The sequence below is a fragment of the Pseudomonas sp. AAC genome, assembly GCF_000725445.1.
In the GTDB taxonomy this organism is placed as follows: domain Bacteria; phylum Pseudomonadota; class Gammaproteobacteria; order Pseudomonadales; family Pseudomonadaceae; genus Pseudomonas; species Pseudomonas citronellolis.
This window is the reverse complement of record NZ_KL647097.1, coordinates 406,305-418,992: the sequence shown is the minus strand read 5'-3', so window position 1 is coordinate 418,992 and position 12,688 is coordinate 406,305. Positions and strand designations below refer to the sequence as shown.

Below are 12,688 nucleotides of genomic sequence, written 5' to 3'. Positions count from 1 at the left end.
CCCCCCCCCCCCCCCCCCCCCCCCCCCCCCGCCTTGCCTGGCTCTAGCTCGCCGCCCCTGGAACGATTTTGGGTGTCAACGAATACACGAGGGTGCAGCCATGCTGCTCAACCTGTTCAACGAAATGCGCGCGGCCAAGGTGCCGGTGTCGGTGCGCGAGCTGCTGGACCTGATCAACGCGCTCCAGCAGCGCGTGGTGTTCGCCGACATGGACGAGTTCTACTACCTCGCCCGCACCATCATGGTGAAGGACGAGCGCCATTTCGATAAGTTCGACCGGGCTTTCGGCGCCTACTTCAAGGGCCTGGAGAAGCTCGACGACCACCTCAAGGCGCTGATCCCCGAGGAATGGCTGCGCAAGGAGTTCGAGCGCCTGCTGACCGACGAGGAGCGCGCGCAGATCCAGTCCCTGGGCGGCCTGGACAAGCTCATCGAGGAGTTCAAGAAACGCCTGGAGGAGCAGAAGGAACGCCACGCCGGCGGCAACAAGTGGATCGGCACCGGCGGCACCAGTCCGTTCGGCTCCGGCGGCTTCAACCCCGAGGGCATCCGCGTGGGCGATGCCGGCAAGCGCCAGGGCAAGGCGGCCAAGGTCTGGGACCAGCGCGAGTACAAGAACCTCGACGACCAGGTCGAGCTGGGCACGCGCAACATCAAGATCGCCCTGCGCCGCCTGCGCAAGTTCGCCCGCGAGGGCGCGGCGGAAGAGCTGGACATCGACGGCACCATCGACCACACGGCCAAGGACGCCGGGCTGCTCAACATCCAGATGCGCCCGGAGCGGCGCAACACTGTGAAGCTCCTGCTGCTGCTGGACATCGGCGGCTCCATGGACGCCCACGTGAAGGTCTGCGAGGAACTGTTCTCGGCCTGCAAGACCGAGTTCAAGCACCTGGAATACTTCTACTTCCACAACTTCATCTACGAGTCGGTGTGGAAGAACAACCTGCGCCGCACCAGCGAACGCACCGCCACCTTCGACCTGCTGCACAAGTACGGGCCGGACTACAAGGTAGTGTTCGTCGGCGACGCGGCCATGGCGCCCTACGAGATCACCCAGGCCGGCGGCAGCGTCGAGCACTGGAACGAGGAAGCCGGCTACGTGTGGATGCAGCGCTTCATGGAGAAGTACAAGAAGCTCATCTGGATCAACCCGTACCCGAAGGACACCTGGAACTACACCGCCTCCACCAACCTGGTGCGCGAACTGGTGAAGGACCAGATGTACCCGCTGACCCTGCGCGGGCTGGAAGAGGGGATGCGCTTCCTTTCGCGCGGGTGAACCCGCTGCGCCAACCATCGCGCTCCCCTGTAGGAGCGCGCCCTGCGCGCGAATCGCGGGCAAGGCCCGCTCCTGCAATTGCCGCCTTTGCCTTGCCAAATCCCATGCCCGCGACGGTAACATCGCGGGCACGGCGCAGCGCACCGATGGGCAAGACATGACCGGAACCAGTTTTTCCCGCAACACCTGGCTCAACTCCCTGCACATGACCACCCTGACGGTTTCCCTGCTGGAAGCCGAAGGCCATGAGTGCGACAGCATCCTCGAAGGCAGCGGCATCACCGCCGCCGACCTGGTGGACCTGCGCCGCCTGGTCAGCCCCTGGCAGGAGCAGCAGGTGTTCGCCAACGCCGAGCGCCTGGCCGCCGAACCCGCCCTGGGCCTGCGCCTGGGCCTGCGCACGCGGATTTCCGCCTACGGCCTGCTGGGCTATGCGCTGCTTTCCGCGCCGACCCTCGGCGAGGCGCTGCGCATCGGCCTGAGCTACCCGGTGCTGCTGGGCACCTACTTCCACCTGGCGCTGCAGGTCGAAGGCGAGGTGGCCTGGCTGGTGGCCACCGGCTACAGCGAGGACGAGGCCCTGCGGCCGTTCAACACCGAACTGTGCCTGGGCTCGATGAAGGTCACCTGCGGCGACCTGCTGGGCCAGCCGCTGGAGCTGCTGTGCGCGGAGTTCGACTATGCCGGCCCGCCCGAGCGCGAGGCCGCCTACGCCGAAGGCTTCGCCTGCGGCCTGCGCTTCGGCGCTTCGCGTAGCGCCTTCGGCTTCCCCGCCGCCTGGCTGGAGCGCCGCCTGCCGCTGGCCGACCCGGTGACGCACCGCGAGATGCTCGAACAGTGCCGCCGGCAGAACGTCGACCTGGCCGCCCGCCGCGCCTGGCTGGACAAGGTCCGCGGCATCCTCGGCGAGCGCCTGCAGTCGCCGCCGGGCCTGGAAGAACTGGCGCGGCGCCTGAACTGCTCCTCGCGCAGCCTGCGCCGGCACCTGCAGCAACAGCAGACCAGCTACCAGCAACTGCTCGACGAACTGCGCTTCGCCCGCGCCAAGGAACTGCTGCAGGGCGGCGACATGCCCATTTACCGCATCGCCGAGGAACTCGGCTTCAGCGAAACCGCTAGCCTGCGCCACGCCTTCCAGCGCTGGAGCGGCCAGCCGCCGAGCCATTTCCGCGCCTGAAACCCGTAGGGCGCATAACGCCTACGGCGTTATCCGCCGTTTGACCTTGGTTACCGGCTCGCTCGGTGTCGAGCTTGGCGTGGGTCACGCATTCCCCCGGATCGACCGAGGCAGGGTCGATGAGAAAGGTGAGGCGGCGGATAACCGCGAACGGTTATACGCCCTACGCAGCCCCACCCGCGCCATTCCCATGGGAGCGCGCCCTGCGCGCGAATCGCGGGCAGGGCCCGCTCCTACGAAGAGCAGCCCGGCGCGGCCTGCAAGACAGTTGCTCCTACGATCGACCACTCATGGCCGCGCCTCCAGGATCAGGTTGAACGGCGTCTCCGCCGCCCGGCGGAAGCGGGTGAACCCGGCTTCTTCGAACACCGCGCGCAGCCGCGCCTCGCCCGCCTGGGCGCCCAGGCCCAGGCCCACTTCCTGGGACAGCGAGTTGGGCGTGCAGATGAAGGTCGAGGCGGCGTAGAACAGCTTGCCGATGGGCGTCAGGTTGTCCTCCAGGCGGTCGCCGGCGTAGGGCTCCACCAGCAGCACCGTGCCGTCCGGCGCCAGGTGGCGCAAGGCGTGGCGGGCGGCGCCCACCGGGTCGCCCATGTCGTGCAGGCAGTCGAAGTAGCAGATCAGGTCGTATTCGCCCAGGTAGTCCTTGGCGCTGGCCTGGGAGAAGGCCACGCGGTCTTCGACGCCGGCCTCGCGGGCGCGCTGGCTGGCGGTTTCCACCGAAGGCGCGTGGTAGTCGAAGCCGGCGAAGCGCGAGGCCGGGAAGGCCTGGGCCATGATCACCGTGGAAGCGCCGTGGCCGCAGCCGATGTCGGCCACCCTTGCGCCGTTCTGCAGCTTGGCCACCACGTCGTCCAGCGCCGGCAGCCACTCGTCCACCAAGTGCGCGCGGTAGCCGGGGCGGAAGAAACGCTCGGTGCCGCGGAACAGGCAGGGGTGGTGGTCGCCCCAGGGCAGGGCGCCGTCGCCGCGCATGGCGGCCAGCAGCTTGTCCTTGTCCTGGTACAGCGAGGCCAGCACGCCGGCGCCGCCGGCCACGTACACCGGCGAGTCCTCGATGGCCAGGGCCATGGCCTGTTCCTCGGGCAGGCGGAAGTTGCCGCCTTCGTGCTCCAGGTAGCCGGCGGCGGCCTGGGCGCTGAGCCATTCGCGCAGCAGCCGCGGGTTGCAGCCGGTGCGCTCGGCCAGGGCCTGCGGGCTTACCGGCTGGTTGTCGGCCATGGCCCGGTACAGGCCCAGTTCGTCGCCGAGGATGACGTTCGCCAGCATGGCCGCGCCGCCCATGTCGGCGACCAGGCGGCCCATGAAGTCGTTGAGTTTGGCTTCGTCCATGGCAACTCCTCCGCTGTCGGGCGCCCGCGCGGCGGCGGGGGCTCCGGGTGGATGGCGGGAGGTGCCGGTTCTCCATACGCGCGGCGAACAGCGGGGCAGGGCAGGCGCCGGCCCGGGACGGGCGCGTGCCGGCAGCCGCGGTTCGCGCGTCATTGCCGGCCCGGGGCGGGCGGCCCCTCGGCGGGGCGTCGTTTCAGTCTAGCGCTGCGGCCGCGGCGGGTGGCGCCGGCCGACGCCCGGCGTCAGCGAGCGGAATCGCCCAGGCCGCCGTTGCGCATGATCTGCGCGATGATCGGCACCGGCGTCATCAGGTGGTTGCGCATCATCTCGCTGGCCTTGGCGGCATCCCGGGCGAGGATCGCCTCCACCAGCGCGGCGTGCTCCTGGCGCTTGAGCTCCAGGGCCTGCTCGGAGAACACCGTGTGCGTCAGCCACAGATGGCGGTAGCGCTCGGCCTGGTCGAACAGGTAGGTGCGCGCCTGCAGCAGGTGCTTGGAGCCGCAACCCTGGGCGATGGCGGTGTGGAAGGCCTTGTGCCGCTCGTCCCAGACGTCCAGGCGCTGCTCGCGGGTCTTCACCTCCACCACCTTGGCCAGGGTGTGCGAGTGCGCCAGCACCTGCGCTTCCCAGGCGTCGTCGCCGCGCTGGATGGCCAGGCCGACGATCATCGCTTCCAGGTTGGCGCGGGCGTCGTAGATGTCCTGCATCTCTTCCAGCGACATGGGCGCCACGCGGTAGCCCTTCTGGCTGATGGCCACCACCAGGTGCTCCGCCACCAGTTGCGACAGGGCCTCGCGCAGCGGGCCCACGCCCAGGTCGTAGCGCTCCTTCAGGGTGCTCATCAGCAGCTTTTCGCCGGGTTTGAAGACGCCGCGGATGATGTCCTTCTTGAGCCACTCGTAACCGCTGACGGCCGAGTTCTGACGGGGGGCGATCGCTTCCAAATCCAGCTCCTGTGGGGATTTGCGCTGGATCATACCCAAATGTCGTATGGACGAAAAACAATAGACAGGACGTCTATTTGTCGTCGAAAAATAAAAATGTAGACATTTTTAGTTTGTGACGATACTTTTCTCCTGCCCGCCTGATCCAGGTCATTGCCGGACGGCGCCACCCCATCATTGCCAGGACACCGCCATGAACGCCTTCACCTCCATCCAGGACCTCGCCATGCCCCTGCCGCTGGAGACCCGCGGCTACTCGGTCGCGCCTTCGGCGCAGTCGCCGCGCCTGCTGGAACTGACCTTCGCCCGTGAAACCGTGCAGGCCTTCGTCGAGGCGGTAGCGCAATGGCCGGTGCAGGCCCTGGAGTACAAGTCGTTCCTGCGCTTCCGCGTCGCCCAGATCCTCGACGAGCTGTGCGAAGGCACCCTGCGCCCGGTGCTGCTGAACACCATCCTCGACCGCGCCACCGGCGGCATGCTGGTCAAGCCCGAGGGCCTGGACGACGTGGCCCAGGCCGAGGACATGGTGAAGTTCTCCACCGCCATCGCGCACCTGATCGGCCGTTCCAACTACGACGCCATGAGCGGCCAGTTCTACGCCCGCTTCGTGGTGGTCAACAGCGACAACTCCGACAGCTACCTGCGCCAGCCGCACCGCGTGATGGAGCTGCACAACGACGGCACCTTCGTCAATCAGATCACCGACTACGTGCTGATGATGAAGATCGAAGAGAAGAACATGGAGGGCGGCGACTCCCTGCTGCTGCACCTGGACGACTGGAACGAGCTGGACGAGTTCTACCGCCACCCGCTGGCCCGCCGCGAAATGCGCTGGACCGCGCCGCCGAGCAAGAAGGTCAGCGAGGACGTGTTCCACGCGGTGTTCGACTGCGACGCCGAAGGCCGCCCGACCATGCGCTACATCGACCAGTTCGTGCAGCCCAAGGACTTCGAGGAAGGCATCTGGCTGAACGCCTTGTCCGACTCCCTGGAGACCAGCCCGGCCAAGCTCTCGGTGCCGGTGCCCCAGGGCTGCTTCCTGCTGATCAACAACCTGTTCTGGCTGCACGGCCGCGACCGCTTCACCCCGCACGAGGGCCTGCGCCGCGAGCTGATGCGCCAGCGCGGCTACATCGCCTACCAGAAACCGCTGTACCAGCGCGGCCAGTAATTCCGACAGCGTCACCCTTGCCACAGGAGCGGGCTCGCCCGCGAAGGTCCGCGCACGGTCTTCGCCGGCGGCCCGCTCCTGTGGGTCTTTTTCAGCTGAGCCAGTGCGCGAGGTAATGGCTGTGTACGATTTCATCATCATCGGCGGCGGCATCGTCGGTATGTCCACCGCGATGCAACTCACCCAGGTCTACCCGGACGCGAAGATCCTCCTGCTGGAGAAGGAATCCGGCCCGGCGCACCACCAGACCGGGCACAACAGCGGCGTGATCCATGCCGGCGTCTACTACACCCCCGGCAGCCTCAAGGCGAAGTTCTGCCTGGCCGGCAACAAGGCCACCAAGGCCTTCTGCGACAAGCACGGCATCCGCTACGACGAATGCGGCAAGCTGCTGGTGGCCACCAACGAGCTGGAGATGGAGCGCATGCGGGCGCTCTGGGAACGCACCGCGGCCAACGGCCTGGAGCGCCACTGGCTGAGCGCCGGCGAGCTGCGCGAACGCGAGCCGAACATCGTCGGCATGGGCGGCATCTTCGTGCCCTCCAGCGGCATCGTCAGCTACGCCGAAGTCACCGCCGCCATGGGCCGCGAGTTCCAGGCCGCCGGTGGCGAGATTCGCTACAACGCCGAGGTGACGGCGCTGGACGAGCGCGCCGAGGAAGTGGTGGTGCGCACCACCGACAACGAATTCCGCGGCCGCTACCTGGTCACCTGCTCGGGCCTGATGGCCGACCGCATCGTGCGCATGCTGGGCCTGGAGCCGCAGTTCATCATCTGCCCGTTCCGCGGCGAGTACTACCTGCTGCCCAAGCAGCACAACCAGATCGTCAACCACCTGATCTACCCGATCCCCGACCCGTCCATGCCGTTCCTCGGCGTGCACCTGACGCGGATGATCGACGGCACCGTCACCGTCGGCCCCAACGCCGTGCTGGCGATGAAGCGCGAGGGTTACCGCAAGACCGACGTCAGCTTCTCCGACCTGTTCGAGACCCTGACCTCGCCGGGCATCCTCAAGGTGCTGGCGAAGAACCTGCGCCCGGGCCTGATCGAGATGAAGAACTCGCTGTTCAAGGGCGGCTACCTCAAGGAAGTGCAGAAGTACTGCCCGAGCATCGTCAAGAGCGACCTCACCGAGTACCCGGCCGGCGTGCGCGCCCAGGCGGTCTCCCGCGACGGCAAGCTGATCGACGACTTCCTCTTCGTCAACACCAGGCGCAGCGTCAACGTCTGCAACGCGCCGTCGCCGGCCGCCACTTCGGCCATCCCGATCGGCGCCTACATCGTCGAGAAGGTCCGCGAGCAGGTCGCCGCCCAAGGCGGCAACTTCGCCAAGGCCGCCACCCCGGACACCACCCTGGACAGCAATCTGCGGGCCGCCGGCTGAGCCGCCCGCCACCGATAACGAGGAAGAACGCGTGCAACTCAAAGACTCCAGCCTGTTCCGCCAGCAGGCCTACATCGACGGCGCCTGGGTGGATGCCGACAACGGCCAGACGCTCAAGGTCAACAACCCGGCCAGCAACGAGATCATCGGCAGCGTGCCGAAGATGGGCGCCGCCGAGACCCGCCGCGCCATCGAGGCCGCCGACCGCGCCCTGCCGGCCTGGCGCGCGCTGACCGCCAAGGAGCGCGCCAACAAGCTGCGCCGCTGGTTCGAGCTGATGATCGAGAACCAGGACGACCTGGCTCGCCTGATGACCCTCGAACAGGGCAAGCCGTTGACCGAAGCCAAGGGCGAGATCGCCTACGCCGCCTCCTTCCTCGAGTGGTTCGGCGAAGAGGCCAAGCGCGTCTACGGCGACATGATTCCCGGCCACCAGCCGGACAAGCGCCTGATGGTGATCAAGCAGCCCATCGGTGTCACCGCGGCCATCACCCCGTGGAACTTCCCCTCGGCGATGATCACCCGCAAGGCCGGTCCGGCCCTGGCCGCCGGCTGCACCATGGTGCTCAAGCCCGCTTCGCAGACGCCGTATTCCGCCCTGGCCCTGGCCGAGCTGGCCGAGCGCGCCGGCATCCCGAAAGGCGTGTTCAGCGTGGTCACCGGCAGCGCCGGCGAGGTCGGCGGCGAGCTGACCAGCAACCCGATCGTGCGCAAGCTGACCTTCACCGGTTCCACCGAAATCGGCCGCCAACTGATGGCCGAGTGCGCCAAGGACATCAAGAAAGTCTCCCTGGAACTGGGCGGCAACGCGCCCTTCATCGTCTTCGATGACGCCGACCTGGATGCCGCCGTGGAAGGCGCGCTGATCTCCAAGTACCGCAACAACGGCCAGACCTGCGTCTGCGCCAACCGCCTGTACATCCAGGACGGCGTGTACGACGCCTTCGTCGAGAAGCTCAAGGCCGCCGTGGCCAAGCTGAACATCGGCAACGGCCTGGAGCAGGGCATCACCACCGGCCCGCTGATCGACGCCAAGGCCGTGGCCAAGGTCGAGGAACACATCGCCGACGCCGTGGGCAAGGGCGCCAAGGTCGTTGCCGGCGGCAAGCCCCACGCCCTGGGCGGCACCTTCTTCGAGCCGACCATCCTGGTCGACGTGCCGAACGACGCCGCCGTGGCCAAGGAAGAGACCTTTGGCCCGCTGGCGCCGCTGTTCCGTTTCAAGGACGAGGCCGAGGTGATCGCCATGTCCAACGACACCGAGTTCGGCCTGGCCGCCTACTTCTACGCCCGCGACCTGGGCCGCGTGTTCCGCGTCGGCGAGGCGCTGGAGTACGGCATCGTCGGCATCAACACCGGGATCATTTCCAACGAGGTCGCCCCCTTCGGCGGTATCAAGGCCTCGGGCCTGGGCCGCGAAGGCTCCAAGTACGGCATCGAGGACTACCTGGAAATCAAATACCTGTGCATCGGCGTGTAAGCCGCGGCCACCCCATTCCTGACCTGGAGACAGCTATGAACAGCAACCAGAGCCTGCAAGAACGGCGCATGGCCGCCATCCCGCGCGGCGTCGGCCAAATCCACCAGATCTATGCCGAGCGCGCCGAGAACGCCACCATCTGGGACGTGGAAGGCCGCGAGTACCTGGACTTCGCCGGCGGCATCGCCGTGCTCAACACCGGCCACCTGCACCCGAAGGTGATGGCCGCCGTGCAGGCGCAGATGGCCAAGCTGACCCACACCTGCTTCCACGTGTTCGGCTACGAGGGCTACGTGGCCCTGGCCGAGAAAATCAACGGCATGGTTCCCGGCGACTTCGAGAAGAAGACCCTGCTGGTGACCACCGGCGCCGAAGCCGTGGAGAACGCCATCAAGATCGCCCGCGCCGCCACCGGCCGTAGCGGCGTGATCGCCTTCACCGGCGCCTACCACGGCCGCACCCACTACACCCTGGCCCTGACCGGCAAGGTCGTGCCGTACTCCGCCGGCCTGGGCCTGATGCCCGGCGGCGTGTTCCGCGCGCAGTACCCGAACGCCCTGCACGGCGTGTCGGTGGACGACGCCATCGCCAGCATCGAGCGCATCTTCAAGAACGACGCGCAGCCGCGCGACATCGCCGCGATCATCCTCGAGCCGGTGCAGGGCGAGGGCGGCTTCAACCCGGCGCCGAAGGACTTCATGCAGCGCCTGCGCGCGCTGTGCGACGAGCACGGCATCGTCCTGATCGCCGACGAAGTGCAGACCGGCGCCGGCCGCACCGGCACCTTCTTCGCCATGGAACAGATGGGCGTCGCCGCCGACCTGACCACCTTCGCCAAGTCCATCGCCGGCGGCTTCCCGCTGGCCGGCGTGGCCGGCAAGGCCGAGCTGATGGACGCGGTGGCCCCGGGCGGCCTGGGCGGCACCTACGCCGGCAACCCGATCTCCTGCGCCGCCGCCCTGGCGGTGATCGAGGCCTTCGAGGAAGAAAACCTGCTGCAGCGCGCCCAGGCCGTGGGCGAGATTCTCGGCGCCGGCCTGCGCCAGATCGGCGAGCGCCACGCCAGCGTCGGCGACGTGCGCATCCTCGGCGCCATGGTCGCGGTGGAACTGTTCGAAGCCGACGGCCAGACCCCGGCCGCCGAGCTGACCGCGACGATCGTCGCCAAGGCCCGCGACAAGGGGCTGGTGCTGCTGTCCTGCGGCACCTACTACAACGTCCTGCGCATCCTCGTGCCGCTGACCGTCAGCGACGCCGACCTGCAGCGCGGCCTGGGCATCATCGGCGAGTGCTTCGACGAGCTGGCCTGAGGTTCATCCGCGTGCCCCGCGGCCCCTTTCCCTGAAGGGGCCGCGCCGAAGAGAACAATGACGGACCCCGTACCCGCCCGTGCCCACGCACGGGTGGGCCGGGCCATTTCCGCCGCAGGGACGCAGCTTTACAAGGTGAGACCATGCAACAGCTCAACAAGAACAACCTGAGCCATGGGTTGAAATCGCGGCATGTGACCATGCTGTCCATCGCCGGCGTGATCGGCGCCGGCCTGTTCGTCGGCTCCGGCCGCGCCATCGCCGAGGCCGGTCCCGCGGCCATCCTCGCGTACATGCTGGCCGGCGCCCTGGTGGTGATCGTCATGCGCATGCTGGCCGAGATGGCCGTGGCGTCGCCCGACACCGGCTCCTTCTCCACCTACGCCGACCGCGCCATCGGCAAGTGGGCCGGCTACACCATCGGCTGGCTGTACTGGTGGTTCTGGGTCCTGGTGATCCCCATCGAGGCGAACATCGCCGCCACCATCATCAACAGCTGGGTGCCGCAGCTGGACATCTGGGTGCTGTCCCTGGCCATCACCCTGCTGCTCACCGCCACCAACCTGTTCAGCGTGAAGAACTACGGCGAGTTCGAGTTCTGGCTGGCCCTGGTCAAGGTGATCGCCATCGTTGGCTTCATCATCCTCGGCGCCTGCGCCATCCTCGGCCTGCTGCCCAACACCGGGGTCAGCGGCGTGTCGCGCCTATGGGACAACGGCGGCTTCATGCCCAACGGCTTCGGCGCGGTGCTCAGCGCCATGCTGATCACCATGTTCTCGTTCCTCGGCGCGGAAGTGGTGACCATCGCCGCCGCCGAATCGGACGCGGCCGAAAAGCAGATTTCCAAGGCCACCAACTCGGTGATCTGGCGGATCACCCTGTTCTACATCCTGTCGATCTTCATCGTCGTTGCCCTGGTGCCCTGGACCGATTCGCGCCTGGCCGCCGACGGCTCCTACGTGACCGTGCTGGAAGTGCTCGGCGTGCCCCACGCCAAGGCGCTGATCGACGTGGTGGTGCTGACCTCGGTGACCAGTTGCCTGAACTCGTCGCTGTACACCGCCTCGCGCATGCTCTACTCGCTGAGCAGCCGCGGCGACGCCCCGGCCGCCGCGCGCATCACCAGCCGCGCCGGCACCCCGGTGGTGGCGGTGCTGCTGTCCACCGGCGCGGCCTTCGCCACGGTAATCGCCAACTACCTGGTGCCGGCCCAGGTGTTCGGCTTCCTCATGGCCAGTTCCGGCGCCATCGCCCTGCTGGTGTACCTGGTGATCGCCATCTCCCAGCTGCGCATGCGCAAGCGCATGAACGCCGAGGGCCAGGTGCCGCAGTACCGCATGTGGCTGTTCCCCTGGCTGACCTGGGGCGTGATCCTGTTCATCGTCGGCGTCCTGGTGCTGATGCTGCTGCGCCCGGACCACCGCGTGGAAGTGACCGCCACCGCGTTGCTGAGCGTGCTGATCGTCTGCTCCGGCCTGCTGGTCACCCGCCGCCGCGCGCGTGGCGAGCAGGGCGCCACACGCCTGAGCGTGGCCGAGCGCTGATGGGCTTTTCGTAGGAGCGAGCTTGCTCGCGAACGGCTCCGCTGCGGGGTTGGTTCGCGAGCAAGCTCGCTCCTACAGGTCGCCCATACGCCGTGCCCTTGTAGGAGCGCGCCCTGCGCGCGAATCGCAGGCAGGGCCTGCTCCTACAGGTTTCCGTGAGGCACGTAGTTCAACCGCGGACTTTGTCCGCGATAGCCGGCCATCCCGGCGCGATTCGCGGATGAGATCCGCTTACGCTGCGCCACCCGCGCCATTCCCCTGTAGGAGCGCGCCCTGCGCGCGAAATCGCGGGCAGGGCCCGCTCCCACAGGTATCCGTCACTCCCAAACGAAAACGGGGCGCCAATGCGGCGCCCCGTTTTCGTTTCCTCAGGCCAGCTTCAGCAGCGCCATCCCTGCCACCAGCAAGCCCAACCCGAGCCAGCCACGCCACACCAGGCGCTGGCCGAACAGGGCCCAGCCCATGGCCACGGTGGCGAGGATGCCGAAGCCGCCCCACACCGCGTAGGCCACCGACAGTTCTATGTCCTTCACCGCCTGCGCCAGGGCCGAGAAGGCGCCCAGCACGCAGAGGATCGAGGTGACGCCCAGGGCGCGCCTGCGGAAGCCGTCGGAGTACTTCAGCAGCAGGTTGGCGATCACTTCCAACACGATCGCCAGGCCCAGCCAGGCGAATGGAACCCAATCGAGGCTCAGCATGCGACGGCCTCCTCTGCGGACGGCTCGCGCTTGCTGCGGGTGCCGGACTTCACCAGCAGGATGCCGGCGATCATCACGGCCAGGCCCAGGACCTTCTCCGGGGCCAGGTTCTCGCCCAGCCAGGCGACGCTGACCAGGGTGATGAGGACGATGCCGATGCCCTCCCAGAGGGCATAGGCCACGCCCACCGGCACGCGCTTGATGGCCAGCGACAGGAAGTAGTACGACAGGCCGACCATGGCGTACATCAGCAGGTGGCCATAGAACGGGGCCAGGGTGGTGGTGAGTTTCATCGAAGTGGTGCCGACCACTTCGAAACCGATGGCGGCGAACAGATAGATCCAGGAACGCATGAGCGAGCCC

General features: G+C 67.6%; 11 protein-coding genes. 7 read left to right on the top strand and 4 right to left on the bottom strand.

Annotated features, from left to right (window positions below; all coding sequences use genetic code 11):
- Positions 1–100 precede the first annotated feature (100 nt).
- Positions 101–1,282 carry a vWA domain-containing protein gene (locus tag FG99_RS15655; RefSeq protein ID WP_009623572.1) on the top strand — a complete coding sequence of 394 codons (1,182 nt, stop codon included), beginning with the start codon at positions 101–103 and terminating at the stop codon, positions 1,280–1,282.
- Positions 1,283–1,439: 157 nt separating this feature from the next.
- Entirely contained in the window at positions 1,440–2,459 is a 1,020-nt protein-coding gene (locus tag FG99_RS15650) for an AraC family transcriptional regulator (RefSeq protein WP_043270928.1), read from the top strand.
- A gap of 288 nt (positions 2,460–2,747) precedes the next feature.
- On the opposite strand, the gene FG99_RS15645 is transcribed toward FG99_RS15650, so the two are convergent.
- Entirely contained in the window at positions 2,748–3,791 is a 1,044-nt protein-coding gene (locus tag FG99_RS15645; RefSeq protein WP_043270926.1) for a class I SAM-dependent methyltransferase, read from the bottom strand.
- Positions 3,792–4,033: 242 nt separating this feature from the next.
- Entirely contained in the window at positions 4,034–4,735 is a 702-nt protein-coding gene (gene csiR / locus FG99_RS15640; RefSeq protein WP_024128569.1) for a DNA-binding transcriptional regulator CsiR, read from the bottom strand.
- Positions 4,736–4,928: 193 nt separating this feature from the next.
- Here csiR and glaH point away from each other — a divergent pair, with 193 nt between their 5' ends.
- The 5 genes from glaH to gabP all read left to right on the top strand — a co-directional run bounded on the left by glaH (position 4,929) and on the right by gabP (position 11,627).
- Complete coding sequence (gene glaH / locus FG99_RS15635; RefSeq protein WP_043270924.1) at positions 4,929–5,906, top strand: glutarate dioxygenase GlaH; 978 nt, start codon at positions 4,929–4,931, stop codon at positions 5,904–5,906.
- A gap of 121 nt (positions 5,907–6,027) precedes the next feature.
- The gene (lhgO, locus tag FG99_RS15630) at positions 6,028–7,293 is read left to right on the top strand and encodes an L-2-hydroxyglutarate oxidase (RefSeq protein ID WP_043270922.1); all 1,266 of its coding nucleotides are present in this window, start codon (positions 6,028–6,030) and stop codon (positions 7,291–7,293) included.
- A 31-nt stretch (positions 7,294–7,324) separates the two neighbouring features.
- Positions 7,325–8,773, top strand: a complete 1,449-nt coding sequence (gabD, locus tag FG99_RS15625) for an NADP-dependent succinate-semialdehyde dehydrogenase (RefSeq protein WP_043270920.1) — start codon at positions 7,325–7,327, stop codon at positions 8,771–8,773.
- A gap of 35 nt (positions 8,774–8,808) precedes the next feature.
- Positions 8,809–10,083, top strand: coding sequence for a 4-aminobutyrate--2-oxoglutarate transaminase (gabT, locus tag FG99_RS15620; protein WP_043270918.1), 1,275 nt, complete (start codon positions 8,809–8,811; stop codon positions 10,081–10,083).
- A gap of 143 nt (positions 10,084–10,226) precedes the next feature.
- Positions 10,227–11,627, top strand: a complete 1,401-nt coding sequence (gene gabP, locus FG99_RS15615) for a GABA permease (RefSeq protein ID WP_043270916.1) — start codon at positions 10,227–10,229, stop codon at positions 11,625–11,627.
- Between the two features lie 368 nt (positions 11,628–11,995).
- Here the strand turns inward: gabP and mdtI are convergent, their stop codons facing one another.
- The gene (gene mdtI, locus FG99_RS15610; RefSeq protein ID WP_009623555.1) at positions 11,996–12,325 is read right to left on the bottom strand and encodes a multidrug/spermidine efflux SMR transporter subunit MdtI; all 330 of its coding nucleotides are present in this window, start codon (positions 12,323–12,325) and stop codon (positions 11,996–11,998) included.
- On the bottom strand, positions 12,319–12,678 hold the full coding sequence (locus FG99_RS15605; RefSeq protein ID WP_009623553.1) for a multidrug/spermidine efflux SMR transporter subunit MdtJ: 360 nt from the start codon (positions 12,676–12,678) through the stop codon (positions 12,319–12,321). Before FG99_RS15605 ends, mdtI begins: the two co-directional genes overlap by 7 nt.
- Positions 12,679–12,688 lie beyond the last annotated feature (10 nt).